Genomic DNA, 24,732 nt, shown 5'->3' with positions numbered 1-24,732 from the left:
GGATGCCCCGGCTGTCGGGACCGGCCAGGTCCCTGCTCGACCTCCGCACCTACCTGCACGCGCTGCGGTTGGCCCACTTCACGAGCTACTCGCATGTGCGTCAGGTGCGCCGGCTCGAGCTCGGCGAGGGCGTCTCGATTGCGCCGAACGTGTCGTTCCGCAACGCGGAGCGCATCTCGATCGGCGCGGGCTCGCACATCGGGGAGCACTCGGTGCTCTGGGCCGGAAACAACACGGGCCGCATCACCATCGGTGAGAAGTGCCTGTTCGCGCCGAACGTCACCGTGACGGCCTCGAACTACGGCATTGTGCAGGGCGACGTCCCGATCATGGACCAGCCGAAGGACGAGCGCGACATCGTCATCGGGGACGGCGCATGGCTCGGCGCGAACGTCGTGGTGCTCGCGGGCGTCACCATCGGCGAGGGAGCCGTCGTCGCGGCCGGCGCCGTGGTCACGAAGGACCTCCCGGCGCAGTGCATCGCGGGCGGCGTGCCGGCGAGGGTCATCGGCGTCCGGCCCACGGCTGCGCCCGAGGGGACGGCCGGACCGGCGACCGAGCCGGTGGCCGAGGATTCGCCCGAGGCGGCCGCATGAGCGGCGGCGACGGGCCGCTCGTCGTCGAGGCGGAGCCCGCGTTCCGCACGGCGCACGCCAACCCGTACAACGCGCGCCTGTACACGACGATGGCGGCCCACGGATGCCGCGTGCGCGACCTGTCCTACCTGCGCCTGTTCACGCGACGCGTCGACGTCGTGCACCTGCACTGGCCCGAGCTCACGTTCCTCACGGGTCGCTCGTGGCGCGTGCTCGCCCGGATGCTCCTGTTCCGCGCCGGGCTCCGCGTGGCACGCCTGCGCAACGGGACCAAGCTGGTCTGGACCGTGCACAACGTGGCGTCGCACGAGCGGCGGGCGACTCCCGCGCTGCGCGCCATGCACCACCGCCTGCTCGTCGAGGAGGTCGACGGCCTGCTCTCGCTCACCGAGGGCGGGCTCGACGCGGCCAGGAACGCGTTCCCCGAGCTCGAGGGAGTTCCCGCGGCGGTCACGCCGCACGGGCACTACCGCGACGACTACGACTTCGGCGCGACGAGGAGCGAGGCGCGCGCGCGCCTGGGCATCCGGCCCGAGGCGACCCTCGTGGTGTCGGTGGGCATGATCCGCGAGTACAAGAACATCCCCGCGCTCGTGCGCACGGTCGTGGCGGGCGACGCCGACCTCGTGCTCGCGGTCGCCGGGAAGCCGGCGAGCCCGGCGCTCGCGGAGGAGATCCGTGCGGCTGCGTCCGGCGACCCGCGGATCGTGCTCGACCTCGCGTTCCAGTCCGACGAGGCGATCGCGACCTGGCTGCGGGCCGCCGACCTCGTCGTGCTCCCGTACCGGGCGATCCAGAACTCCGGCTCGGCCGTGCTCGCCCTCTCGGCCGACCGGCCCGTCGTCGTGCCGGCGCTCGGCGCGATGCAGGAGCTGCAGGACGCGGTCGGCCCCGCCTGGGTCCGCTGCTTCGCCGGGGAGTTCGACGACGCCGAGCTGGCCGCGAGCGCGGCCTGGGCGACGGGGGTCGCCCGATCCGATCGGGCCCCGCTCGATCGGCTCGACTGGGACGGGATCGCCGAGGACACGGCGGCGTTCTACCGGCAGGTCCGCGGCGAGCGCGCGGCACCGGCGTCCGTCGCCGTCCACGAGACCGCACGCAGCTGATCAGGGGGAGATCACCATGCACACCGACGAGAGCCGGGGCATCCGGCGAACCATCGGGCACCGCCACCGCGCGATCGCGGCCGGCATCGCGCTGGCCGCGGCCGCGCTCGTCGGGTCGGTCGTCGCGGCTCCGGCCGTGGCCGCCGACCCGCTCCCGGCGGGCACCTACACGCTGAGCTTCACGGATGACGCGAGGAGCCGCGCCGCGCTCGACGCGTTCGATGTCGAGCCGAGCCGGACCTACGACGCCGTCATCTCGGGCTTCACCGCGAAGCTCACGTCGGAGCAGGCGACGAGCCTCGCCGCCGCGCCCGGCGCCCTCGGCATCCTGCCCGAGAAGCCCGTGGTCGCCCTCGCCGAGACCGTGCCGCCCGCCGTGGGCGCAGTGGAGGCCGACGAGCCGCCGGTCCGCGCCGGCTCGGGCCGGTCGTGGCCCGGTCCCAACGTCGCCGTGCTCGACTCCGGCGTGAGCGTGCACGAGGATCTCAGGCGCGCCGTGGCGGTCAACTGCCTCGCGACGGGGACCGAGGCCGACGGCAACGGCCACGGCACGGGCGTCTCGGGCACGATCGGGGCGATCGACGACGACCGCGGCATCCTCGGCATCGCGCCCGGGGTGCCGATCTACTCGGCCCGCGTGCTCGACGACAAGCTGCTCGGCACCATCCAGAGCCTTATGTGCGGGCTCGAGTGGGTGTCGCAGAACGCCGACCGCTACGACCTCGCCGTCGTGAACATGAGCATCTCGTACCCCGGCACCGACGACGGGAACTGCGGGCTCTCGAACGGCGACACCGTGCACCAGGCGATCTGCTCGCTCGCGCGCGACGGCGTCCTCGTCGTCGCGGGGGCCGGCAACTCGGGCAAGGACCTCGCGACGACGTCGCCCGCGAACTACGACGAAGTGCTGGCCGTCACGAACATGGCCGACTACGACGGCGCACCCGGCGGACGAGCCGCCTCGCCGTGCGGCGACACGACCGCGGACGACACCGCGGTCGCGAAGTCGAACTTCGCGGTGAGCGCCTCCGACCAGGCGCACACCGTCGCCGCGCCCGGCGCCTGCCCGTACACGACGAAGAAGGGCAACCGCTACGGCTACATCGCGAGCGGCACGAGCATGGCCACTGCGGCGGCGTCGGGCGTCGTGCTCGGATGCCACGCCTACGGCCCGTGCGCCGGCCGGCCGACGACCGAGGTGATCTCGATCATCCGGGCGCAGGGTGCTGCAGCTGCCGCGCGCGGACACGTGTTCGCCGGCGACCCGACACGGCCGGTCGCCGGGCGGTACTACGGCCACCTCGTCTCGACGATCCCGACGGGCACGACGCCGTCGCCGACGCCGACACCCACACCCACGCCGACGCCGACGCCGACGCCGACCCCCACACCCACGCCGACCCCGACCCCTACGCCGACCCCGACGCCCGACACCACCGCTCCGGCCGTCGCGATCACGTCGCCCTCATCGGGAGCGACGGTCTCGGGGTCGTCGGTCGAGGTGCGGGTCACCGCGACGGACGCGTCGGGCGTGGCATCCGTCGAGATCCTCTCGGGCTCGACGAAGCTCGGCAACGCGGCGAAGCAGGCCGACGGCACCTGGCGCGCCGTCTTCGACTCGCGGCGCTACCCGAACGGGTTGTATCCGGTGCAGGCGAAGGCGAAGGACCCGAGCGGCAACCAGGGCACGAGCGCCACGATCACCGTGACGGTGCGCAACTGACCGGCGCACGAGTCCACCCTCCCATCACCTGCGACGACGCACCCGACTCCGTCCCTGCAACGAGAGGAATCGCGCATGAAGCTGTCCGTCATCGGATGCGGCTACCTGGGAGCCGTGCACGCCGCGGCCATGGCCGAGCTCGGCCACGAGGTCGTCGGCGTCGACGTCGACCCCGTCAAGATCGAGCAGCTGAGGGCCGGACGCGCGCCGTTCTTCGAGCCCGGACTGCCCGAGGTGCTCGCCTCGGCCGGCGCGTCCGGCCGGCTGCGCTTCACGACCGAGCTCGCGGATGCCGCGGACGCCGTCGTGCACTTCGTCGCCGTCGGCACGCCGCAGTCCCGCGACGGGAACGCCGCCGACCTGCGATACGTGGATGCCGCGATCGACGGCCTGCTCCCGCTGCTGAAGGACGGCGACCTCGTGGTCGGAAAGAGCACCGTGCCCGTCGGCACGGCCCGCCGGCTCGCCGAGCGGATCGCGGCGGGCGGCAGCGGCGCCCGGCTCGCGTGGAACCCTGAGTTCCTGCGCGAGGGCTTCGCCGTGAAAGACACCATCGAGCCCGACCGGCTCGTCTACGGCGTCGACGACGAACGCGACGCCGCGGTGCTCGACGAGGTCTACGCCACGGCGATCGCCGCCGGCACCCCGCGCATCGTCACCGACTTCGCGACGGCCGAGCTCGTGAAGGTCGCGGCCAACGCGTTCCTCGCCACGAAGATCTCGTTCATCAACGCGATGGCCGAGATCGCCGAGGCGACGGGCGCCGACGTGACCCGGCTGGCCGACGCGATCGGCCACGACGCGCGCATCGGCCGCCGCTTCCTCAACGCCGGCGTCGGCTTCGGCGGAGGCTGCCTGCCCAAGGACATCCGCGCCTTCACGGCGCGCGCCGAAGAGCTCGGCCGGGGCGAGTCGGTCGCGTTCCTCAAGGAGGTCGACGCGATCAACCTCCGTCGCCGGCGACGCGTCGTCGAACTCGCGCAGGAGGCGCTCGGGGGCGCCGTGTTCGGCCGGAAGGTCGCGGTGCTCGGCGTCACGTTCAAGCCGCACTCCGACGACGTGCGCGACTCGCCCGCGCTGGATGTGGCCGTGCAGCTCAAGGGGCTCGGAGCCGACGTAGTGGTCACCGACCCCGAGGGCATCGACAACGCCCGCGCGAGGCATCCGCAGCTGCTGTACTCGAACGCGACCGACGAGGCCCTGCGGCACGCCGACCTCGTGGTGCTGGTGACCGAATGGCCCGAGTACACTGGCCTCGACCCGGCGCACGTCAAGGAGATCGCGCGAGGGTCGACCGTCATCGACGGCCGCAACGCGCTCGACGCGGCCGCGTGGAAGGCGGCCGGCTGGCGCTACGTCGGGATGGGGCGCAACTGAACCGGCAGCCGGTCCGGCGGAGGTGCCGGCCGGGCCACCGGCCGCGCCCGCCGGCGCCTCAGCTCCAGATCGAGGCCAGGTAGTCGTCCGTCGGCTCCGGCGACCGCGCGTCGAACCAGCTCGCACTCACCGTCGCCATGGCCGCGTCGTAGACCCACTTGCCCGAGACGGCCGGGTTGTTCGCCGGCGCCTTGTTGTAGGCCGTGAAGCTGTTCTCGACTGTGCCCCACTTGGTCGTGTACATCGAGCCGAAGACGTACGAGTCCTTCGCGAAGAGCTGGTTCGACTCGCCGCTGCCGTTGATGGCCTGTCCGAGTGTCGGCGCATAGGCGCCGCTCGGGAGCGGGTAGCGCACCTGCATGGCGATCACCTGGGCCGTGAGGATCGAGTGGTCGAGCTCGAGGAACGTCGTGCCGAGCTCGGGGTCCTCGGGCTTGGGCCCGCCGAGCTGGAGCGCGCTGTTGAGCGAGCCGAAGAGGAGCGAGTCCCGGATCGTGAGCCCCCGATAGGCGCCGTTCCCGTACATCTGCAGGGTGTCGATGTGATCGGATGCCCCGGCGGGCCGGAACACGGGCGCGCAGTAGCAGCCCTCCCACACCGAGTCCGTGATCATCGAGTTGCTGCCCGCGGCATACCCGAACGGGTCGCTGATGTCGACCTTGGCGTCGGGCATCACGACCTCGTAGGCGTTGCAGTCGCGCACGATGCCGCTCGACGCGGTCATGCGGAAGTTGACGGTCACCTTCGATTGCGCCCAGTTCGTGCCGGAGCTGTCGGTGAGCAGGATCGACCGCCCGTTGATGCGGGCGAAGGTCACGCCCTTGACCGCCCGGATCCGAACGTCGTCGCCGATCGTGACCGTGCCCCAGCCGTTCTTCGGCGACACGAGGATGTTCTTCGCAGCGGTGCCGCGTCCGACGCCCTGCAGCGCCGGCTTCGAGCCCGACGACGACCCGAACCCGGGGAGGGTGCCCGGCGCGACCCGGATGTGCACGCCCGACGCGATCTGCGCGTCGGTCACCGAGCCGATCGCCTTGCCGATCGCGTCCCACGTGCACGCCACGTCGATGACCTTGCCGAAGCTCGCGTCGAACCCGGGAGTGTCGGCCGGCCAGTGCGTGCCGTTCGGCCCGTACGAGCGCACGGTCGACGACGCCGCCGCCGCGGCGGTCGTGCCGGCGCCTGCGCTCGCGCCCCGTGCGGCGTCGCGCTTGAACAGCGGCGCCGCGGGATCGGGCGGCAGGTTCGGGAGCAACGCGGCGGGGGCGATCAGCGCCGCCGCGGTGATGAGGGTTCGTCGAGAGATCCGGTGCTGCATGGGCGTCCTCCGCTCGTACGCGATCCGGTCGCCGCGCCTCCCCTGGACGCGGAGGGACGTGCGAGGTCGCGCGCAGCCCCCCGGTGCGACGTTTCGACGCTATCCGGAAACCGTTAACCCCGCATTACGATCGCGAGACGACTTGACGACCTCGCCGACCGGCGGGCGGACGCAGCGGAGCAGACGCAACCGAGCGGATGCCTCGTCGAAACCTCGATGGAACGTGGCGCGGATAGCCTTCCCGGATGGACGCGCTCGATCGTCGATCGGCGCCGGGGGATCCGCACGTCGTGGCCGAGGCGGAGGGGCGATCGCTCCTCCGTCGCCGTCGCGTGCTCGCGGCGGTCGCCGCGGCGTACGCCGTCGCGCTCGCGATCGTGCTGTTCTGGCCGTCGCACGTGGACGGCGATGGCGGCTTCGTGCGCTTCGATCCGGTGCTCGACGCCCTCGCCGCCCTCGGCATCCCGGCCTGGGCGAGCTACCCCTGGGTGGAGTTCGCCGCGAACACGGCGCTGTTCGTTCCGCTCGGGGTGCTGTGGGCGGCGGCGGCGCGCACGCCCCGGCTCCTGCGCGCGGCATCCGCAGCGCTCATCGGCGCGGGCGTCAGCATCGTGGCCGAGCTGGGTCAGCGGGTGCTGACCGACGAGCGCACGACCGACCCCCGCGACGTGGTCGCCAACACGCTCGGGTCCGCGCTGGGGGCACTCGCGACGGTGCTCGTCCTGCGAGCGCTCAGCGACGGCAGCTCCGGGCGACGCTCCGGCTCGCGCCCGGCGCCGCCATCCCCCGGGCGTGGGCGATCGCGTCGGCCGCGCGCACCAGCGCGAGGTGCGTGAGCGCCTGCGGCGTGTTGCCCGCCTGCCGCCCCGAGAGCGGGTCCGCCTGCTCGGCCAGCAGCCCGAGCTCGCTGCGGAACGCCAGAAGGCGGTCCATCAGCGCGACGGCCTCGTCGAGCCGGTCGGTGTGGGCGTACTGCTCCACCAGCCAGAACGAGCAGGCGAGGAACGCGTTCTCGTCGCCCGGCACGCCGTCGACGTCGGCCTCCGTGCGGTAGCGGCGCAGCAGCCCGTCGCGCAGCAGCGACGCCTCGATGCGGGCGACCGTGCCGAGCATGCGCGGGTCGTCGTAGGCGACGTATCCGACCTGCGCGAGCTGCAGGAGCGCCGCATCGACCTCGGTGGTGCCCTCGTACTGCACGTAGCTGCCGATCGACGCGTCGAAGCCGCCCCGCTCGATGCGGTCGGCCAAGCCGGCACGAACTCGACGCCACTCGTCGACCGGTCCGTGCCGGCCGTCGTAGTCCACCGCGCAGATCGCCCGGTCGAACGCCGCCCAGAGCATCGCCCGTGAGTGCGTGAAGTGTCGTTCGGGGCCGCGGATCTCCCAGATCCCCGAATCGGGACGGTCGAGGTGCTGCTGCGCCTCGCCGAGCAGCGCGACCTGGAGCGACCACGAGAAGTCGTCGTCGTCGAGGCCGACGTGGCGCGCGGCGTCGAGCGCGATGAGCACCTCGCCGAAGATGTCGGCCTGGTACTGGGCGGATGCCGCGTTGCCGATCCGCACCGGCGTGCTGCCCTCGTAGCCCGGCAGCTTCCCCGCCTCCCACTCGGGCAGCCGTCGCTCGCCGGCGACGCCGTACATGATCTGCACGTCGGCCGGGTCCCCCGCGATCGCCCGCAGCAGCCACTGCCGCCACGCCTGCGCCTCGTGCGTGAAGCCATGGTGCATGAGTGCCTCGAGCGTGAGGGCCGCGTCGCGCAGCCACACGTACCGGTAGTCCCAGTTGCGCGCGCCGCCGAAGTCCTCGGGCAGGCTGGTCGTCGCGGCGGCGACCACGCCACCGGTGTCCTCGTGGGTGAGGAGCCGCAGCACGAGCAGCGAGCGCCGCACCGCCTCGTCGTACGCGCCCGGCGGCACTGCGGTGCTGACCCAGTCCTGCCACCACGCCGCCGTGGTGGCCAGGGTCGCGGCGACGTCGAGCGGCTCGGGCATCGGGCGATGCGCGGCGAACCACGACAGCTGGAGGTCGACCGTCTCCCCCTCGGCCACCTCGAACGCGCCGATGTGGCGATGGTCGCTTCGCGTGAGCCGGGGTCCGTGGACGACGAGCGCGTCGGGCCCTGCGACGCCGCAGACGGCGGGCGCGGCATCCGTGCCCAGCTGCCGCATCCAGGGCAGGGTCGCGGCGTAGTCGAACCGTACGCGCAGCTCCTGCTCCATGCGCACGCGTCCCCGGATGCCGCGCACCCGGCGGATGACGTCGCATCGCTCGTCCGAGCCGCCCATGGGCATGAGGTCGACGACCTCGACCTCGCCGTCGCCCGTCGCCCAGCGGGTCACGAGCGTGAAGGTGTCGGTTTCGTAGGCGCGCGTCGCGGTCGCCGCGGCATCCGCGGGCCGAAGGCTCCACCGGCCCTGCTCGGGGTCGCCGAGGATCGCCCCGAACACCGACCCCGAGTCGAAGCGCGGCGCGCAGAGCCAGTCGATGGAGCCGTCGGAGCCGACGAGCGCGACCGTCCGGCAGTCGCCGATGGCGGCGTACTCCTCGATCGGCATCGGCATGGTCAGGGCCGGCCGAGTCCGCGCACCTGCCAGCCCGCCGCGCGCCACGCGTCGACGTCGAGCACGTTGCGCCCGTCGATGATCCGTCGCTCGGCGACCAGCCGGCCGGTCTCGACCGGGTCGAGGGCTCGGTACTCGCGCCACTCGGTGACGAGCACGACGAGGTCGGCGCCCGCGAGCGCCTCGCGCGCCGAGGTGGTGTAGTCGAGCTGCGGATGCCGCATCCGGGCGTTCTCGACGCCTTCGGGGTCGGTCGCGACGACTTCGGCGCCGAGCCCCTTCAGGTGCACGGCGACGTCGAGCGCCGGCGAGTCGCGCACGTCGTCGGACTCGGGCTTGAACGTCACGCCGAGCACCGCCACCTTCTTGCGGAACACCGACCCGCCGAGGACCCCGACCGCGAGGTCGACGACGCGCTGGCGCTGCCGGAGGTTGATCGCATCGACCTCCTTGAGGAACGCGAGCGAGTCGCCGCGACCGAGCTCCTCTGCGCGCGCGGTGAAGGCGCGGATGTCCTTCGGCAGGCAGCCGCCGCCGAAGCCGACGCCGGCGTTGAGGAAGCGGCGCCCGATGCGCGCGTCGTGCCCGATCGCGTCGGCGAGCGCCGTCACGTCGGCGCCGGTCGCGTCGGCGATCTCGGACATGGCGTTGATGAACGAGATCTTCGTCGCGAGGAACGCGTTCGCGGCGACCTTGACGAGCTCCGCCGTGGCGTAGTCCGTCACGATGCGCGGCGTGCCGGCCTCGATGGCGGCACGGTAGACATGGTCGAGCACGGATGCCGCGTGCTCGTCGGCGACGCCGTAGACGAGCCGGTCGGGCTCGAGGGTGTCCTTCACGGCGAAGCCCTCGCGCAGGAACTCGGGGTTCCACGCCAGGGCCGCGTACGGCGCCTGCTCCGCGAGCCGCGCGGCCAGCCGTGTCGCCGTGCCCACGGGAACGGTGCTCTTGCCGACGATGAGCGATCCCTCGGCGAGGTGCGGCAGCAGGCCATCGAACGCCGCGTCCACGTAGCGCAGGTCGGCGGACGTGCCGCCGGTCGTCTGCGGGGTGCCGACCGCGAGGAAGTGGACCTCGGCGCCCGCGGCATCCGCGATGTCGGTGCTGAAGCGCAGCCGGCCGCTCGCCGTCGCCGAAGACAGGACCTCGGGCAGGCCGGGCTCGAAGAACGGCGGCCGACCCGCTCGCAGGGCCGCGATCTTGCGCTCGTCGACGTCGATGCCGACGACCTCGTGGCCGAGCTCGGCCATCGCCGAGGCGTGCACGGCGCCCAGGTACCCGCAGCCGATCACCGAGATTCGCATACGACTCCTTCCGGCGGCGCGGACCGCGCCGTGTCCATTCTGGCAGGCTGGGGAGATGGCCGTCTCAGCTCGAGCACGCGGATGGGCCGCGATCCTGCTCGCGGCATACGGCCTCCTGGCGACCGCCGTGCTGCTGGTGCCGAGGCCATACGACGCGGGCCTCATACCGTGGCTCAGGTGGCTGATCGCCCTCGTGCAGCGGGAAGGACGCCTGCCCGGCTGGTTCGACTACGAGTTCGTCGAGTACGCCTCGCACACGCTGCTGTTCCTCCCGCTCGGGATCCTCACGGTGGTGGCGGCCGGCCGCCGACTGGCCTGGCTGGCCGTGCTCGCCGCCCTGCTGTTCGGCGCGGCCGTCGAGTACGCGCCCCTGCTCGTGCAACGCGACCATGCGACCTCGGGCCTCGATCTCGCGCTCAACGAGCTCGGCGTGCTCGTCGGCGCCGCCATCGGGTACTGGGTGCTCGAGCCGGCGCCGGCCCCGCAGCGGGCGGATCGGGCCTGACCGCGCCACCGTGGCACCCGCACGGGTTCAGCCGCAGGTCGCCTCGTTCAGCGTGACGTTCGTCGTGTTGATCATGGGCGTCGCGCGCACCTCGGTCGGGCCGTAGTCGCCGGGCACGCCCTGGAAGGTCGCGCGCACGAGGGCCGTCTGCCCGTTGTCGAGGTGGACCGTGAACTTCTCCGCCGGCCGGCCGAGGTCGACGACCGACGGACCGGTCGTGGTCTCCCGACCCGGCTCGGGCACCTCCACCGAGACCGTCGACGCCCCCGCCGGGCCGTAGAGGAAGACCTCGGTGATGTAGTGGTCGTAGAACGAGCTGTCGACGTAGGCCGGGAGTTCCACGTTGCCGGGGATGTCGAACCGGAGCCGCGTCTCCACCGTCCAGGTGGGGGCATCGGGGTTGCACATGTTCGTGGTGACGGTCGCCTCGGTGCGCAGGTAGTAGTCGATCTTCGACGACGACCGGTCGCGGTAGTAGACCCCGAGCACGGTGGCGCCCTCGTTCGTCTTCGGCAGCACGCCCTGGAGCCGCGTGCCGTCGAAGAGCTCCTGCGTCGCGGGGTCCGCGCTCCACATCATGAGCGACCCGTGGTTGGCGGCGTCGATGACCGCGTCCGCCATGGCCCAGATGTCGTAGTCGGCCGACATGATGCGGGCGAACACGGCGGATGCCGCGCCGGCGAAGTAGGCGTCCGACTCCTTGCCGCCCTCCGGGTACCGGAAGTACGCCTCGTTGAGGAGCTTCGAGACCACGTTCTCGCTCGTGAGCTGCTCGCCGTCGGGCATCGTCACGGGGCCCGTGACCTGCAGGAGACGCGACAACGCGATCGGGTCGACCGACGCGACCACGTCGGGCGTGATGCCCTTGGTGCGCTGCCAATTGGCCGAGATGATCGCGGCCGCGGTCGGGAAGTCGGGCCGGCTGGTCGCCGCATTGAGGTTGTCGAGGAAGATCGAGTCGTAGAGCTGCTTCGCGCTGTCGTCGACGGCGAGGTCGATCGGCACGCCGATCGGGAAGTCGGAGCTCGAGACCTGCTCGGCGATGTCGATCGTGCCGTTGTCGACGCGGAGGAGCGTCTGCGCGGCCGGACCGCCTCCCAGCGCGGCGGCCTCGGCGTTGTTGAGGAACGCGAGCACCACGGTCTTGGGACCGTCGATGCCGAGCAGGGCGCCGACGCCGGCCAGGGCGCCGTTGAGTTGCGGGATCGCGTCCTCGGCCGTGCCGAGCATGTCGTCGAAGCGGTTCACGGCGTCGCTGACCTGGCCCACGGTGGCGCTCGTGTCGATCGACTGCACCTCGTCGTGCAGGTCGGTGATGAGCTCCTGGGCGGTCGTCGAGATCTCGGTGGCCTGACGCAGCGGCGCGAGGTCGAAGCCGCCCGTCGCCGGGTCGCGCGTGAGCGCGAAGGAGCCGGCGAGCGTGGACGCCGGCGTGACGACCTCGGTCGAGATGTCGTTCACGCCCTCGGCGATGATGCGCACGGCGCGGAAGTTCTCGCCCACGACCGGGATGGCCTCGCCCATGCGCCACAGCGGCTGCGCCGTCGGCTCGACGGCCGACTGCGCGGACGTCTCCAGCTCCCGCGCGATCGCCGGCAGGTCGGCCAGGCGTCGTTCGGTCGCGGCCGTCTGGAACTCGCCGACGGACGTGCTGGCGTCCTCGAGGTCGGCGCGCACGGACATCGCGTCGTCGTAGAGCGACCACGCGGCGAAGCCGCCGCCGATGAGGACGAGCGCGAGCAGCGGCCAGACGATGACGTGCACGATCCACCGGCGTCGACGCTTCGGCGCACCCTCGTCCGCACTCGGGCGCTCTTCGGCGCCGGACAGGTCGGGTTCCGTCACGAGGCACCAGCATAGACGTGGAAGGTCTCGAAACGATCTCGCGACCGGGCTGCGACATCCCCCAGATCGTGGGCCGCTAGCCTGACCGGGTGGACGCCGACGCGATCGAACCGCAGCCGACCTCGCGGCGCGTGGTGGGGGCGCGGATCGCGCTCGTGCCCTACCTCGTGCTCCTGGGGCTCGTCGTGTTCCTCCCGGCGCGCGAGGCCGGCCGGGTCACGGGGATCGTGGGCTGGCTCGCGGAGGCCCTCGCGACGGTCGGCGTCCCGCGCGAGCCCGCGGCCGTCGTGCTGGAGTTCCTGGCGAACGTCGTGCTGTTCACCCCGTTCGGCGTGCTCGTCGTGCTCGCCTTCCCCGGCGTCCGATGGTGGACGGTGGTCCTGGCCGGATTCCTGTTGAGCGTCGGCATCGAGCTCGTGCAGTTGGCCATCCCCTCGCGGGTCTCGAGCGTGTCGGACGTCGTCGCCAACACGACCGGCACCGCCCTCGGTGTCGTGCTCGCTCGGAGCTGGCGACGCGGTCGACGCTGAGATCGGCGAACGGGTCGCCGAGACCGTGGTCAGTACGCACCTTCGGCCCGGGCGACCGAGCGCACGGTGCGGTACAGGATGATGATGTCGCCCGTGAGCGACCAGTTCTCGACGTAGTACAGGTCGAGGCGCACGCTGTCCTCCCACGAGAGGTTCGACCGTCCCTGCGTCTGCCAGAGCCCGGTGATTCCCGGGCGCACGAGCAGGCGCCGTCGGGTCCACTCGTCGTACCGCTCGACCTCGGTCGCGAGCGGCGGCCGCGGCCCGACCAGCGACATGTCGCCCTTCAGCACGTTCACGAGCTGCGGGAGCTCGTCGAGGCTGTAACGACGCAGCACCGCGCCCACGCGGGTCACGCGGGGGTCGGATCGGAGCTTGAAGAGCACGCCGTTGCCGTCGGTGCGGTCGAGCAGGGTCGGCAGCCGCGTCTCCGCGTCGACGACCATCGACCGGAACTTCAGCATGTGGAAGCGCCGCCCGTTGAGCCCGACGCGCTCCTGCGTGAAGAAGGCCGGACCGGGGCTGTCGTTGCGCACGAGGAGCGCGAGCACGAGGAAGAGCGGGCTCAGCACCACGAGCGCGAGGAACGACACGACGAGGTCGAAGGCGCGCTTCGCCGCGTACTTGCGACCCTCGAACTCGGGGTAGTCGACCTGGATGAGCGGCAGTCCGGCGACGGGTCGTGCGTGGATGCGGGGGCCCGCGACATCCGTCAGCGCCGGGGCCACGATGAGGTTCGTCGACGTCGCCTCGAGGGCCCAGCCGAGCTGGCGCATGCCGCGGGGGTCGATCGTGTCGGCGCCGGTGAAGACCACCGTGTCGGCGCGTGCCTCCTCGAGCACCCGCGAGAGGCTCGTGTAGTCGCCGAGCACCGGGATGCCGGGGGCGAGGTCCTGCTCCGCGGAGCCGCGCTCGGTCAGGGCGCCGACGATGACGATGCCCGTGGCGCCCTCGCGCGCGATCTGCTCGGCGACGTGCACCGACTTGCCGCGCTCGCCCATGAGGATGGCGCGGTGCGAGAAGTCGCCGGCCGCGCGCCGACGCAGCAGCCACTTGCGCCAGGACCACCGGGCGAGCAGGAGGAGCGCGAGCCCGAGTGGCAGAGCCACGAGGAGGTACCCGCGTCCGACCTCGGACTGCAGCAGGAACGCCGCGATGGCGAGCACCGCGAAGACGCGGATGGTGGCGTCGGTGATGCGCTTGTACTCGCCCGTGCCGGCGCCGATGATGTTGCGGTCGCGCGTCGCGAAGAGGGCGAGCGAGACGAACCAGCCGAGCACGAGGATGGCCGAGACGAGCGTGTAGCTGAGCTCGTAGGCCCCGCCCTCCCAGCCGGGGATGCTCAGCACGTCGCCGGCGGTGCCGAATCGGAGGAACTGCGATCCGTAGACCGACACCACGATCACGATCAGGTCGGTGATGAAGAGACGCTGCGCGTAGGCGCGCTGCCAGGCGGAGACGACGGCCGCCGGTGAATCCAGCGACGTCTGCCGGGTCAGAGTCATGTCCCCCTCCATGCCGCCCTCGGCCTCGGGTGCACGGAAGGGCGGGCCCCACCGTTCGGGCGGCGAGCATGGCTCAGATTACCCGTTCGGGTCCCCCAAAGAGAGGACGGGTGTGCAAGTCACCCCCGAAGTGGGGACTGATCGACTTCGGCGCGGTCGCGACCGCTCGCCCAGCGGAGCGCGCGCTCGAGCGGACCGCGTCCGAGATAGCGCCGCCAGAGCCACGCGAACGCCATCGATCCGACCACGAGGCCGATGACCAGGAGCCACGAATCGTCGGTCAGGAAGCCGTTCTCGCGCCGCTTCGCGAGCGAGATGACCACGAGGTGCAGCGTGTAGATGCTGAGCGGCATGAAGCCCATCGCGACGACCGGCGAGAGGACCGTCCCGGCCACCCGGCGCACGCCCGGCCGCGCCAGCGCGAGCAGCGCGAGCATCGCCGCGACGACGAGCAGGCCCACCCCGACGTTCCCGAGCGTCTCCAGCGACGCGCGCAACGGCACCGACCATCCCGCCTCGGCCGCGACCTCGGGATCGGGCAGCAGCGTCGAGAGCGGCAGGAACACGGATGCCGCGAGCGTCCCCCAGAGCGCGACGAGGCCGACCACCCGCGGCGAGCCGAGGTCCATGCGCGCGAGCGCGAGCCCGATGAGCATCACGGGCACCCAGACGATGACGGGGTACGCGCCGCCGACGACCCAGTCCGAGAGGAACTTGAACGGGGTCTCGCGCACCATGGCGACGAACTCCGTGCGTTCGCCGAGCTCGGCGAGGGCGGGCGTCACCGCGAGCAGGCCGGCGCCGAGCCCCAGTGCGGCACCGGGCCGGATGAACAGCAGCGGGAGCATGAGCAGGAACGCGACGCCGTAGACGTCGAGGATGATGAACACGAGCGGGCTCAGCGTGGCCCAGATGACGAATCCGAGCGCGATGAGGATGACGGCCCTGATCGCGATCTGCCGGCGCAGCTCGGGCCGCCCGTCGACGATCGGACGCGTCCCGCCCGAGATGAAGCCGAGGCCGATGCCGGCCGTCAGCGCGAAGAGCAGGCGCGGCCGCTCGTCGGCGAGCGCGATGAACTCGGCCGCCTGCAGCGACTCGACGGCGGGCGAGACGTGCGCCACGAACATGCCGATGAGCGCCAGCCCGCGGGCGGCGTCGACGCCGTCGACGCGTCGTGGCATCCGCGGGGCGACGTCGGTCATGACGCCACGCTCAGTGACGGCCGTTCAGGACGCCGCCGCTCTCCTCGAGGTAGCAGACCCCGCACAGCGACTCGTACGCGACTTCTTGGGCGCCACTTGCACTGAGCTCCGTCGACGTGTCGATCGCGACCTGGTCGCCGTCGAACACGAACCGGCCCGCGACACGGCGCGCGTTGAAGATGGCCTTGCGACCGCACCGGCAGATCGTCTTCAGCTCCTCGAGGCTGTGCGCGATCTCGAGGAGGCGCCGGCTGCCCGGGAACGCGACCGTCTGGAAGTCGGTGCGGATGCCGTAGGCGAGCACGGGGATGTCGTCCATGAGGGCGATGCGCAGCAGGTCGTCGACCTGGTCGGAGTTCAGGAACTGGGCCTCGTCGATGAGCAGGCAGCTCACGTCGCGGCCGTGCTCCTCGATGACGCCCGTGCGCTGGTGCTGGAACGCGTCGAGCACGTCGGCGTCGGGCGCGATCGTGAAGTCGACCTCGCGCACCACGCCCAGCCGCGAGACGATGTCGCGGTCGCCCTTGGTGTCGATCGCGGGCTTCGCCAGGAGCACCTGGTGGCCGCGCTCCTCGTAGTTGAACGCCGCCTGGAGCAACGCCGTGGACTTGCCGGAGTTCATCGCCCCATAGCGGAAGTACAGCTTCGCCATCTACTCGAGCAGCCCGTCCTCCGCCGCCCGGCGGATCAGCTCGGACTTGCGGCTCGCCGGGCGTCCGGCGCGGGCGTACTTCTCGCGGACACGCCGCAGGTACGTCTTCGCGGTCTCGTAGCCGACGTCCATCCGCTCGGCGACCTCGATCGTGCTGTAGCCCTGGGCGTACAGCCGCAGCGCCCGTTCCTCGGCTGGGCTGAGGTGCGCGGAGTCGGCGTCCTCGGTCGACGTGGACTCGGTCGCGTCGATCGCCCGGCCGGTGGATCCGCGCCGCAGCCGCTCGCCGCGCGCCACGCGGCGTGCGAGCTCGGCGAGCTCCTCGGCGGGCAGCGTCTTCGAGACGAACCCGGCCGCGCCGGCCGAGATGCAGCGTTCGCGGGACGCCTCGTCGTCGAGTGCGCTCACCACGAGCACCTTCGCGCCGGCGGCACGGCAGGCCCGGATGCGTGACTCGATGGACACGTTGTCGGCGAGCTGCAGGTCCATGAGCACGAGGTCGACCGGGAACTCGGGGTTTCGGATGAGGTCCATCCAGTTGGTGGCGCGCACCACGACGCTGAAGTCGGGCGCGTTGTCGGTGAACCAGTTGGCGAGGCTGTCGACGATGAGGCCGTGGTCGTCGAGGAGCGCGAGACGCACCGGCGCGCTCGGCACGGACTCGCTCGGAACCGTCGTGCTGCCGGGCTCACTCGATGACATGACTCAACTCCACACTGACATTCTCTCGCGTCACGTCGACTTCCGCTCGCATCGACACCGCCCGGGCCACCGCGGCGAAGCGGTCCAGGTCGCGGCGGCTGGGCGGATCGGCGCCGGGGTCGGCCTCGATGCCGATGCGACGTCGGGTCGGGTCGACGGCGATCGTCACCCGGATGGCCGAGGACCGGCCGCCCTCGCCGAGCCACGAGATGAGAGCCGTCAGGGCCGAGCGCTGGTCCTCGTCGAGATCTCCGGCGGCACCCTCGGGGTCGTCCACGATCACCGGGATGTCGCGCGACGCGCGGACGGTCGCGGCGAGGTCGTCGAGCCAGGTCGCCTCGATGCCCGCCTTCAGCGCCCGGCGCAGCGCCTCCGCGAGCTCACGCGCCCGATCGGCGTCGGCCACGGTGATGCGGTCGGCGGTCATCACGCCCGCCAGGAACGGCAGCACCTCCCGCCCGAGCACCGAGATGCGGCTCTGCTGCACCGACCGTGCGATGCCCGCCCGGAGCTCCGCGTCGCGCCGGAGCGCGGCGCGGTTCGCCTCGCGCTGCCACGCGAGGGTCTCGTCGACGATGGCGTAGGAGTAGCCCGCGGCAGCAGCGGACATCGCGAGCACCGCCGCCGAGTTCACCGCGATGAGCGCGCCGATCGGCACGGTGTTCATCGTCGCCGTCGCGGAGCCGACCACGAGGATCGACAGGACGGCGGCCGCGAGGAGACCGGCGAGCAGCAGCGAGATCCACGTGCAGTACGGCGCGACCGAGAGGATCAGCATGCCGATGACGATGGGCCCGTAGTCGTCGTAGAGGTAGCGGTCGTTGCCGATCGTCGACACGTACTCCGCGATCGCGGCGCCCACCGCGAGGGCGACGACGAGCCAGAGACGGTCGACCGTGAACGGCGCGAACTGCGGCGCCGCGGAGACCGCGGCGGTGAGCCCGGCCGTGCCGACGAGGACGATGCCGAGCACGGCCGCGACCGGGGAGCCGACCTCGTGCCAGTGCGCGACCGTGAGCCCGATCGACACCGCCAACGCGAGGACGGCGCCGATCGCGACGATGGGTGCAGCCGTGATGCCGCCGATGGGATCCGCCTCCTGCTGCGTGAGGCGCATGCGGCTCATCCCCCGCCCTCCGGCACGGTGAGGACGATCGTGGTGCCGACGCCCTTCGTCGACCAGAGCCGGACGGTGCCGCCCTCCTGCTCGATGCGGGCGCGGATCGAGGTGCGCAGGCCGATGCGGTCCGCGGGCACCTCGCTCTCGTCGAAGCCCACCCCGCTGTCCATCACGGCGACGGTCACCTCGCCGCCGCCGTAGCCGAGGGCGAGCTCGGCCTCGTCGACGTCGGCGTGACGTGCCACGTTGATGAGGCACTGGGCGACCGCCGCGTCGAGTGCGGCCGCGCGAGCAGGGCTGAGCAGCCCGAGCACGGCGAGGTCGCCGGTCATGCGCACGTCGAGCCCGGCGTTCGCGGCGGCGGCGAAGGCGTTCTCGAGGGTGGGCGCGTCATCCGAGCCCGAGCCGCCCCTGTTCGCGGCGGCATCCGCGCGCCACATCGTCCCGGCCCGCTCGTCGGCGAACGTGCCGTGGCCGTGGTCGATCGCCCAGTCGCGACCGACGATCAGGCCGAGGTCCTGGCGGATGCCGTCGCGCAGGCGTTCGTCGACGGGCCCCGAGCCCGCGGCGGCGATCGCCACGAGGTGGCTGAGCGCGGTGTCGTGCAGGCGCGCGGTGGCGCGGAGCTCGTAGTCGTGCCGGATCGCGAGTTCGCGGGTCTGCTGGCTCGCGCGGTGCAGCCCGGTCTCGCGCCGGGAGTCGGAGCGACGGCTGAGGCCGTCGAACGTGCGCACGACGACCACGATGCCGAAGGCGGTGGCCGCGGCGATGTTGGGCGACCAGACGGCGCCGGCGAGCGCGGCGCCGAGGAAGGTCGCGGCCTCGCCGAGCCCGTATCCGAGCGCGGCCCAGGTGATGCCGAGCACCGAGCCCGCGCCGGCCCCGCCGACGAGCACGAGCGCGACGCGCGGCAGCGCGAGCGCGACGTTGTTCGTGGTCTCGAACCGGTAGGTCGGGTCCATGACGATGATGGTGAGCGCGAGCACCGTTCCGGTGCCGACCACGAGGTACAGCAGGGTCGAGGTCACGGTCGGGCGGCGCGCGACGAGCAGCAGGGTGATCGCCATGAGGGCGCACAGCGCGGCGCCGGTCCAGCCGACGGGGTCGCCGGCGGCCGTCGCTCCGATGGCGCCGACGACGACGCCGAGGCCGAGGCACACCCACGCGGCGCAGTGGCCGGCATGGGCGAGCGCGCGACTGAGCGAATCGCGCGCGAGGTGGCCCGGCAACCCCAAGGTCATCGAAGTCCTCCGCTCGGGACGCTGCGATCGGGTTTTCGCGGCGGCCTTCTGCGGATTATCGCAGTTCCCGTGCGGGTGCCGCAGTCGCTCGTCCCGTGGTTCGCGGGCGAGCCGACCACGCCGCGCCGCGAACATGCCCGCCTGCGGCGCCTAGAACAGCGCGGCCGGGTCGAGCGACGGCGCGAGCGCATCGAACGGCGGCGCCCCCTTCGGCGAGAACCGAGCAGTCGACTGCACGCCTCCGGTGACCACGTCCTCGCGGCCGCGTTGGAGGCCGTGCGCCCTGATCAGCGGATGCATCCGCTCGCCCAGCCATCTCCGGTAGTCCTTCGGGGCGTACGTCACGTTGCCGTAGTACATCGAGCGGTACTTGGGCACCAGATCGGGATGCTCGCGCTCGAGCCACTGCATGAACCACGGCTTGACGCCCGGCTTCAGGTGCAGGGCACCGTAGATGACCGCGGTCGCCCCGGCCGCCTTGGCCTGGCGGAGCGCCTCGTCGAGGTGGGCGCGCGTGTCGGTGAGGTACGGGAGGATCGGCATCATGAACACGGTGCAGTCGAGCCCAGCCTCGCGCACCGCCGTCACGGTCGCGAGGCGCGCCTTCGTCGACGGCGTCCCGGGTTCGACGGACTGCTGCAGGTCGTGGTCGTAGACCGCGATCGACATCGCCAGGTCGACGGGCACGTGCGTCGCGGCATCCGCCAGCAACGGCAGGTCGCGCCGCAGCAGGGTGCCCTTCGTGAGGATGCTGAACGGCGTGCCGCTCGTCGTGAGCGCCTCGATGACGCCGGGCATCAGTGAGTACCGCCCCTCTGCGCGCTGGTACGGATCGGTGTTCGTGCCGAGCGCGACCGGCTCGTTGCGCCACGACGGGCGTGCGAGCTCGGTGCGCAGCACGTCGGCCACGTTGACCTTCACGATGATCTGCCGGTCGAAGTCGTCGCCGGCGTCGAGGTCGAGGTAGGTGTGCGTCGGCCTCGCGAAGCAGTAGGAGCATGCATGCGAACATCCTCGGTACGGGTTGATCGTCCAGCCGAAGGGCATGGGCGACGGGCCCGGTACCTTGTTGAGCGCAGACTTCGCGAGCACCTCGTGGAACGTCACGCCGGCGAACTCGGGCGTCTGCACCGAGCGCACGAGGTTGTTGAGCTTCGCCAGCCCTGGAAGGGTGCCAACCTGTTCGACGCCGAGTTCCTGACCGCTCCACCGCATGCCGACATTCGAACACATGTTCGAACGAGAGGCAAGCGGATGCCGCGGCGAGCCGTGACCCGCCGCGGCATCCGTCGCCCGTCAGGCCGCGACCGGCACCGCGCGACCCGCGACGAGCTCGAGCCGTTCGCCCGCCCAGCGCCGGCGCAGCCAGCGGTCGTGGCTCGCGATCACGACGGCGCCGGGGTAGGTGCCGAGCGCCTGCTCGAGGTCGGTCGCGAGCCCCAGCGACAGGTGGTTCGTCGGCTCGTCGAGCAGGAACACGTGCGGCGGGCGCGCGATCACGAGCGCGAGCGCCAAGCGGCGCTGCTGCCCCACCGAGAGGGTGCCGACCGGGCGGGACTCGTCGCGCGGGGCGATGAGTCCGAGGCTCGCCAGCGGCACCTGCTCGGCCCGTCGCTCGCCGAGCACGCGCTCGTAGAGGCGACGCGGCGAGGCATCCGGGTCGGCGAAGCGCACGTCCTGCTCGAGGAGCTGGACCCGCAGGCCGCGACGTCGGTGCACCGTGCCCCGGTCGACCGGCCGGTCGCCGGCGAGCACACCGAGCAGCGTCGACTTGCCCGCCCCGATCGCGCCCGTGACGAGGAGCCGCGTGAGCGGCGCGACCTGCAGCGCGTCGAGTTCCAGCCGTCCCTCGACCGCGACGTCCGACAGCTGCAGCAGCAGCCCCGAGGCGTCCTCGAGCGCATGCGATCCCGACGGGATGCCCGCGAACTCGAGCGGCGACGGCGGCTTGCGCACCTGCTCGCGCTCGAGCGTCGCGAGCCGCTGCTCGGCGTTCCTGACGCGCCGCGACACCGCCTGCTCGACATTGCCGCGCTTGAAGTGCTTCAGGAACTTGTCGTTGTCGGTGGCGGCGCGACCGTGCGCGACGTGGCGCGCCGAGTCGGCGGCCGAGCCGCGCAGGCGCCGCAGCTCCTCCTGCTCGTCGTCGTACTGGCGTCTCCAGCGCTCGAGCTCGTCGGCCTTCACCGCGAGGTACTCGCTGAATCCGCCGCCGAAGACGGTGCCGCCGGATGCCGCGAGCACCTCGTCGCGCGAGGCGCCCGCCTGGCTCCCGCCGGCCAGCGCGACCGCGCCCGCCCGGCCCGGATCGAGATCGAGCAGGCCTGTCGCGACGCGGTCGAGGAACTCCCGGTCGTGGCTGGCGAACAGCACGGGCCCCGACCACGCCCGCAGGCGATCCTCAAGGAACGACGCGGCGTCGTCGTCGAGGTGGTTCGTCGGCTCGTCGAGCAGCAGCGCGTCTGGCGCCGCGAGCAGCAGCGCGGCCAGGGCGAACCGGCTGCGCTGGCCGCCCGAGACCTCGTCGAGGCGCCGATCGAGGCCGATCGTGCCCAGCCGGAGGCCGTCGAGCAGCTCGTCGCGGCGGGTGTCGAGCGACCACACGTCGGCGCGCTCGGCCGCGTCGAGCGCCGCCGAGTAGCGGTCGGATGCCGCGCCGTCGGCGTCGGCGTCGTCGCGGGCGAGGGCCGCCGCGGCGGCGTCGAGCTCGCGCTCGATCGCGCGCACCTCGGCGGCGGACGCCTCGAGCACGTCGCCGACGCGGTCGTCGGTCCGGAACGGCAGCACCTGCTCGAGGAAGCCGGTGCGCACGGGACGCGTGAGCCGCCCCGACACGTCGGCGCCGTCGACGCCGGTCGCGGCATCCGTGACGCCGTCGACGCCGGCGAGCAGGCGCAGGAGCGTCGACTTGCCGGAGCCGTTCTCGCCGATCAGGCCGACGCGTCGGCCGGGTGCGACCGAGAACGAGAGGTCGGCGAAGACGCGGCGACCGCCGTAGGCGGCCGACAGGCCGTCGGCGCGCAGGTGGAGGGAGTGGGAGAGATGTACAGCCATGCGGGAACGTCCGTTCGCGAAGGCTCCCGGGCCGACGACCGGCACGCCTGACGGCGGGGTCGCTGACGGTGCACCGGGCGACGCGCGTGCCATGGTGGGCGCGGGCGTCGACCCGGGAGCGGAATTGGGTGATCCCGCCGGGCATTCGCCATCACGAAGGGTGCACGCGACACTGTCGCGATCAGTGGAAGGTGCACACCCGACGTCAACGGCGCCTCAGGCGCGGGACGATGGGATGTGCTCACTTCATAGCGGGGTCGACGATAGCAGACGTCCGCGGGGCACGCCAAGCACGCGGCATCCGCTCTGGCTCGAGACGCCGCCTGCGCCGGCCCCTCGACCGACGGCCCCGACTACGCCGTGAGCTCGAGCACCTTCGCGGTCTCGGCGAGCGACGCCTCGGCCTCGGCCGGGTCGGTCGACAGCTCGCGCCCGGCGCTCGGGATCATCTCGCGAAGCTTCGGCTGCCACGCCGCGATGCGGTCGGGGAAGCAGCGCGCGAGCACGTCGAGCATGATGGGGGCCGCGGTCGACGCACCCGGAGACGCGCCGAGCAGGCCGGCGATCGTGCCGTCGCCGCCCGTGATCACCTCGGTGCCGAACTGCAGCACGCCGCCCTTCTTCGGGTCCTTCTTCATGACCTGCACGCGCTGGCCGGCCGTGATGAGCTCCCAGTCGGCGTCCTTCGCGGTGGGCATGAACTCGCGCAGCGCGGCGAGCTTCTTCTTGCGCGAGGCGAGCAGCTCGGAGACGAGGTACTTCACGAGGTCGAAGTTCTTCATCCCGACCTGGAGCATCGGGCCGAGGTTGTGCAGCCGCACGGAGAACGGCAGGTCGAACCACGTGCTCGACTTCAGGAACTTCGGCGTGAAGCCGGCGTACGGCCCGAACAGCAGCGCGGTCTCGCCGTCGACGATGCGGGTGTCGAGGTGCGGCACCGACATCGGCGGGGCGCCGACGGCGGCCTTGCCGTAGACCTTCGCCTGGTGCTGGGCGACGACCTTGGGGTTGGTCGTGCGCAGGAACTGGCCCGAGATCGGGAAGCCGCCGTAGCCCTCGATCTCCTTGATGCCGGAGTGCTGGAGCAGCGCGAGGGCGCCGCCGCCCGCGCCGACGAACACGAACCGCGCGTTGACGGTCTTCGGCGTCTGGCCGACGGTGTGGCGTACGCGCAGGTGCCACGTGCCGTCCTTGCGACGGTTGAGCCAGGTGACCTGGTGGTTGGTCTGCACGGAGGCGCCGCGGCGCTCCAGGTCCTGGAAGAGGAACTTCGTGAGCGCGCCGAAGTCGACGTCGGTGCCCGAGGCGGAGCGGGTCGCGGCGACGCGCTGCTTCGGGTTGCGCTTCTTGGCGATGAGCGGCGTCCACTCGGCGATGCGCTCGAGGTCCTCGGTGTACTCCATGTCGGAGAACAGCGGGTGGCCCTTCAGCGCGTCGTAGCGCTTGCGCAGGTACTCGACGTTCGCCTTGCCCTTGACGAAGGTCATGTGCGGTGTCGGGTTGATGAACCGCTCGGGGTCGGGCAGCGCGCCGATCGACACGAGGTACGACCAGTACTGGCGGCTCACCTGGAACTGCTCGTTGATCTGGATCGCCTTGGCCGGGTCGACGCTGCCGTCCTCGGCCTCGGGCATGTAGTTGAGCTCGCAGAGTGCCGCGTGGCCCGTGCCTGCGTTGTTCCACGCGTTCGACGACTCCTGCGCGACCTCGCCCAGTCGCTCGTAGACGCGGATGCTCCAGTCGGGCTGCAACTGGGAGATCAGGGAGCCGAGCGTCGCGCTCATGATGCCCCCGCCGATCAGCACGACGTCGACGGTTTCCTCAGAAGTCACGATTTCCAGTCTAAATGGCCCGGCGGTGTCCTCTTGACCGCGGGCGGTTCGTGCGGTAAACGCCGTCCGCGCGGCGCGCCGTCGTGGCATCGCATCGGTCGGGGCATCCGGATGCCGCGACCGACGCGGCTCAGAGCGCCGCCACTCCCCCGGCGATGAGCCCGATCCCGGCCGTGATGAGTGCGGCCGTGAGCGACACGACGCCGATCCAGAGCAGCCAGATGAGGCGATTCGGACGCTCGGGATCCTTGCCGAGCACCGAGAGGAAGAAGCCGGCGGGCATCAGGATCGCGGCGATCGGCACGCCGAGGCGCGCGAGCTGCATCCAGAACCCGTCGAGGGCGGCGTACGAGATGACCGCGAGGATCGCGATCGACAGCACGAGCAGCACCGCGGCGTGCGCGTGTCCCGCCCGGTAGAAGCTCAGCTGCAAGCGGTTCGCGGGCGCGTGCCCCCGGACGACCCGGGTGAGGAAGTAGCCGCCGCTCTCGACGGTGACGAGGGCGAGCAGCAGGATGCCGATGAGGATGAGATCGCTCGGGGACGGCATGGCGG

At 72.1% G+C, this 24,732-nt stretch carries 21 protein-coding genes; 7 read left to right on the top strand and 14 right to left on the bottom strand.

What is annotated here, in order from left to right:
• The first annotated feature begins 2 nt into the window (after positions 1–2).
• The 4 genes from ACFVN5_RS16475 to ACFVN5_RS16460 all read left to right on the top strand — a co-directional run bounded on the left by ACFVN5_RS16475 (position 3) and on the right by ACFVN5_RS16460 (position 4,802).
• Entirely contained in the window at positions 3–596 is a 594-nt protein-coding gene (locus tag ACFVN5_RS16475) for an acyltransferase (RefSeq protein WP_376956328.1), read from the top strand.
• Positions 593–1,702, top strand: a complete 1,110-nt coding sequence (locus ACFVN5_RS16470) for a glycosyltransferase (RefSeq protein ID WP_376956326.1) — start codon at positions 593–595, stop codon at positions 1,700–1,702. Before ACFVN5_RS16475 ends, ACFVN5_RS16470 begins: the two co-directional genes overlap by 4 nt.
• 16 nt (positions 1,703–1,718) lie before the next feature.
• Positions 1,719–3,425, top strand: coding sequence for a S8 family serine peptidase (locus ACFVN5_RS16465; protein WP_376956324.1), 1,707 nt, complete (start codon positions 1,719–1,721; stop codon positions 3,423–3,425).
• A gap of 75 nt (positions 3,426–3,500) precedes the next feature.
• A complete protein-coding gene (locus ACFVN5_RS16460) occupies positions 3,501–4,802 on the top strand; it encodes a UDP-glucose dehydrogenase family protein (protein WP_376956322.1) in 1,302 nt (433 codons plus the stop codon).
• 58 nt (positions 4,803–4,860) lie between these two features.
• Here ACFVN5_RS16460 and ACFVN5_RS16455 read toward each other — a convergent pair whose 3' ends face one another.
• Positions 4,861–6,120, bottom strand: coding sequence for a hypothetical protein (locus tag ACFVN5_RS16455; RefSeq protein WP_376956320.1), 1,260 nt, complete (start codon positions 6,118–6,120; stop codon positions 4,861–4,863).
• Between the two features lie 245 nt (positions 6,121–6,365).
• On the opposite strand from ACFVN5_RS16455, the gene ACFVN5_RS16450 reads away from it, so the two are divergent.
• Positions 6,366–6,956 carry a VanZ family protein gene (locus tag ACFVN5_RS16450; RefSeq protein WP_376956319.1) on the top strand — a complete coding sequence of 197 codons (591 nt, stop codon included), beginning with the start codon at positions 6,366–6,368 and terminating at the stop codon, positions 6,954–6,956.
• Here ACFVN5_RS16450 and ACFVN5_RS16445 read toward each other — a convergent pair.
• Both ACFVN5_RS16445 and ACFVN5_RS16440 read right to left on the bottom strand, forming a co-directional pair.
• The gene (locus ACFVN5_RS16445; protein WP_376956318.1) at positions 6,853–8,682 is read right to left on the bottom strand and encodes a glycoside hydrolase family 15 protein; all 1,830 of its coding nucleotides are present in this window, start codon (positions 8,680–8,682) and stop codon (positions 6,853–6,855) included. The genes ACFVN5_RS16450 and ACFVN5_RS16445 overlap by 104 nt on opposite strands.
• A 2-nt stretch (positions 8,683–8,684) precedes the next feature.
• The gene (locus tag ACFVN5_RS16440) at positions 8,685–9,986 is read right to left on the bottom strand and encodes a UDP-glucose dehydrogenase family protein (protein WP_376956317.1); all 1,302 of its coding nucleotides are present in this window, start codon (positions 9,984–9,986) and stop codon (positions 8,685–8,687) included.
• Positions 9,987–10,041: 55 nt separating this feature from the next.
• On the opposite strand from ACFVN5_RS16440, the gene ACFVN5_RS16435 reads away from it, so the two are divergent.
• Positions 10,042–10,491 (top strand): VanZ family protein, encoded by a 450-nt coding sequence (locus ACFVN5_RS16435; protein ID WP_376956316.1) that lies wholly within the window; start codon positions 10,042–10,044, stop codon positions 10,489–10,491.
• A gap of 27 nt (positions 10,492–10,518) precedes the next feature.
• Here the strand turns inward: ACFVN5_RS16435 and ACFVN5_RS16430 are convergent, their stop codons facing one another.
• Positions 10,519–12,336, bottom strand: coding sequence for a DUF4012 domain-containing protein (locus ACFVN5_RS16430; protein ID WP_376956315.1), 1,818 nt, complete (start codon positions 12,334–12,336; stop codon positions 10,519–10,521).
• A gap of 89 nt (positions 12,337–12,425) precedes the next feature.
• Here ACFVN5_RS16430 and ACFVN5_RS16425 point away from each other — a divergent pair, with 89 nt between their 5' ends.
• The gene (locus ACFVN5_RS16425; RefSeq protein ID WP_376956314.1) at positions 12,426–12,866 is read left to right on the top strand and encodes a VanZ family protein; all 441 of its coding nucleotides are present in this window, start codon (positions 12,426–12,428) and stop codon (positions 12,864–12,866) included.
• A 29-nt stretch (positions 12,867–12,895) separates the two neighbouring features.
• Here the strand turns inward: ACFVN5_RS16425 and ACFVN5_RS16420 are convergent, their stop codons facing one another.
• From ACFVN5_RS16420 to ACFVN5_RS16375, 10 genes are all read right to left on the bottom strand, one after another.
• Positions 12,896–14,371 carry a sugar transferase gene (locus tag ACFVN5_RS16420; protein ID WP_376956313.1) on the bottom strand — a complete coding sequence of 492 codons (1,476 nt, stop codon included), beginning with the start codon at positions 14,369–14,371 and terminating at the stop codon, positions 12,896–12,898.
• A gap of 119 nt (positions 14,372–14,490) precedes the next feature.
• Entirely contained in the window at positions 14,491–15,576 is a 1,086-nt protein-coding gene (locus ACFVN5_RS16415; RefSeq protein ID WP_376956312.1) for a heparan-alpha-glucosaminide N-acetyltransferase domain-containing protein, read from the bottom strand.
• A 10-nt stretch (positions 15,577–15,586) separates the two neighbouring features.
• On the bottom strand, positions 15,587–16,228 hold the full coding sequence (locus ACFVN5_RS16410) for a thymidine kinase (protein ID WP_376956311.1): 642 nt from the start codon (positions 16,226–16,228) through the stop codon (positions 15,587–15,589).
• Positions 16,229–16,930, bottom strand: a complete 702-nt coding sequence (locus ACFVN5_RS16405) for a response regulator (RefSeq protein WP_376956310.1) — start codon at positions 16,928–16,930, stop codon at positions 16,229–16,231.
• A complete protein-coding gene (locus ACFVN5_RS16400) occupies positions 16,917–18,047 on the bottom strand; it encodes a hypothetical protein (protein ID WP_376956309.1) in 1,131 nt (376 codons plus the stop codon). The genes ACFVN5_RS16405 and ACFVN5_RS16400 overlap by 14 nt, the downstream gene beginning before the upstream one ends.
• Positions 18,048–18,052: 5 nt before the next feature.
• Positions 18,053–19,291 carry a sensor histidine kinase gene (locus tag ACFVN5_RS16395; RefSeq protein WP_376956308.1) on the bottom strand — a complete coding sequence of 413 codons (1,239 nt, stop codon included), beginning with the start codon at positions 19,289–19,291 and terminating at the stop codon, positions 18,053–18,055.
• 150 nt (positions 19,292–19,441) lie between these two features.
• A complete protein-coding gene (locus ACFVN5_RS16390) occupies positions 19,442–20,506 on the bottom strand; it encodes an Rv2578c family radical SAM protein (protein ID WP_376956307.1) in 1,065 nt (354 codons plus the stop codon).
• An 81-nt stretch (positions 20,507–20,587) separates the two neighbouring features.
• Positions 20,588–22,345: an ATP-binding cassette domain-containing protein gene (locus ACFVN5_RS16385; protein ID WP_376956306.1), complete on the bottom strand. Its 1,758-nt coding sequence runs from the start codon at positions 22,343–22,345 to the stop codon at positions 20,588–20,590.
• Positions 22,346–22,698: 353 nt separating this feature from the next.
• On the bottom strand, positions 22,699–24,177 hold the full coding sequence (locus ACFVN5_RS16380) for a malate:quinone oxidoreductase (protein ID WP_376956305.1): 1,479 nt from the start codon (positions 24,175–24,177) through the stop codon (positions 22,699–22,701).
• Positions 24,178–24,307: 130 nt separating this feature from the next.
• Positions 24,308–24,727, bottom strand: a complete 420-nt coding sequence (locus tag ACFVN5_RS16375; protein ID WP_376956304.1) for a hypothetical protein — start codon at positions 24,725–24,727, stop codon at positions 24,308–24,310.
• Positions 24,728–24,732: the final 5 nt, after the last annotated feature.

The organism is Agromyces sp. NPDC057865, assembly GCF_042796995.1.
Lineage (GTDB): Bacteria > Actinomycetota > Actinomycetes > Actinomycetales > Microbacteriaceae > Agromyces.
The sequence above is the reverse complement of the archived record's forward strand: the minus strand, read 5'-3'. Positions and strand labels throughout refer to the sequence as shown.

Coding starts and splice junctions, on each gene's coding strand:
- ACFVN5_RS16405 (WP_376956310.1), bottom strand. CDS start 16,930: ATGTCATCGAGTGAGCCCGGCAGCACGACGGTTCCGAGCGAGTCCGTG.
- ACFVN5_RS16465 (WP_376956324.1), top strand. CDS start 1,719: ATGCACACCGACGAGAGCCGGGGCATCCGGCGAACCATCGGGCACCGC.
- ACFVN5_RS16435 (WP_376956316.1), top strand. CDS start 10,042: ATGGCCGTCTCAGCTCGAGCACGCGGATGGGCCGCGATCCTGCTCGCG.
- ACFVN5_RS16410 (WP_376956311.1), bottom strand. CDS start 16,228: ATGGCGAAGCTGTACTTCCGCTATGGGGCGATGAACTCCGGCAAGTCC.
- ACFVN5_RS16475 (WP_376956328.1), top strand. CDS start 3: ATGCCCCGGCTGTCGGGACCGGCCAGGTCCCTGCTCGACCTCCGCACC.
- ACFVN5_RS16455 (WP_376956320.1), bottom strand. CDS start 6,120: ATGCAGCACCGGATCTCTCGACGAACCCTCATCACCGCGGCGGCGCTG.
- ACFVN5_RS16375 (WP_376956304.1), bottom strand. CDS start 24,727: ATGCCGTCCCCGAGCGATCTCATCCTCATCGGCATCCTGCTGCTCGCC.
- ACFVN5_RS16395 (WP_376956308.1), bottom strand. CDS start 19,291: ATGACCTTGGGGTTGCCGGGCCACCTCGCGCGCGATTCGCTCAGTCGC.
- ACFVN5_RS16400 (WP_376956309.1), bottom strand. CDS start 18,047: ATGCGCCTCACGCAGCAGGAGGCGGATCCCATCGGCGGCATCACGGCT.
- ACFVN5_RS16450 (WP_376956319.1), top strand. CDS start 6,366: ATGGACGCGCTCGATCGTCGATCGGCGCCGGGGGATCCGCACGTCGTG.
- ACFVN5_RS16415 (WP_376956312.1), bottom strand. CDS start 15,576: ATGACCGACGTCGCCCCGCGGATGCCACGACGCGTCGACGGCGTCGAC.
- ACFVN5_RS16440 (WP_376956317.1), bottom strand. CDS start 9,986: ATGCGAATCTCGGTGATCGGCTGCGGGTACCTGGGCGCCGTGCACGCC.
- ACFVN5_RS16470 (WP_376956326.1), top strand. CDS start 593: ATGAGCGGCGGCGACGGGCCGCTCGTCGTCGAGGCGGAGCCCGCGTTC.
- ACFVN5_RS16460 (WP_376956322.1), top strand. CDS start 3,501: ATGAAGCTGTCCGTCATCGGATGCGGCTACCTGGGAGCCGTGCACGCC.
- ACFVN5_RS16390 (WP_376956307.1), bottom strand. CDS start 20,506: ATGCGGTGGAGCGGTCAGGAACTCGGCGTCGAACAGGTTGGCACCCTT.
- ACFVN5_RS16420 (WP_376956313.1), bottom strand. CDS start 14,371: ATGACTCTGACCCGGCAGACGTCGCTGGATTCACCGGCGGCCGTCGTC.
- ACFVN5_RS16445 (WP_376956318.1), bottom strand. CDS start 8,682: ATGCCGATGCCGATCGAGGAGTACGCCGCCATCGGCGACTGCCGGACG.
- ACFVN5_RS16385 (WP_376956306.1), bottom strand. CDS start 22,345: ATGGCTGTACATCTCTCCCACTCCCTCCACCTGCGCGCCGACGGCCTG.